Source organism: Mesorhizobium sp. (genome assembly GCF_004962925.1).
Classification (GTDB): Bacteria; Pseudomonadota; Alphaproteobacteria; order Rhizobiales; family Rhizobiaceae; genus Mesorhizobium.
In genome coordinates this window covers 1-296 of record NZ_SUEO01000477.1, presented here as the reverse complement: position 1 = coordinate 296, position 296 = coordinate 1, and the positions used below count along the sequence as shown (strand labels likewise).

General features: G+C 58.1%; 1 pseudogene. It reads right to left on the bottom strand.

Features of this window, described 5'->3' with window-relative positions:
• Window positions 1-296 (bottom strand): annotated as a pseudogene (locus E5W87_RS35775) (ATP-dependent DNA ligase); the annotation flags it as partial.

The following is a 296-nucleotide window of genomic DNA, read 5'->3' as shown; positions in this document are numbered from 1 at the left end:
CCTCGCTGAACTGGATCCGGCGGTTCGGCTTGATGATGCCGGAGAGAATTTCGCGGCGCGACTTGCAGCCGATGTCGCGTAGATCCTGGCCGTTCAGGTGCAAAATGTCGAAGGCGCAGAGATACATGGCATAGGGATTGTTGTGGACAGCATTCTGGAGCGCATTGAAGTCGGGCATGCCGGCAATGTTGGTGACAACAGCCTCGCCGTCGATGATGGCGTTCTCGACGGCGATCTCCCTCGCGGCTTCCACGATGCCCAGATATTTGCGCGTCCAGTCCTTGCCGGTTTTGGTA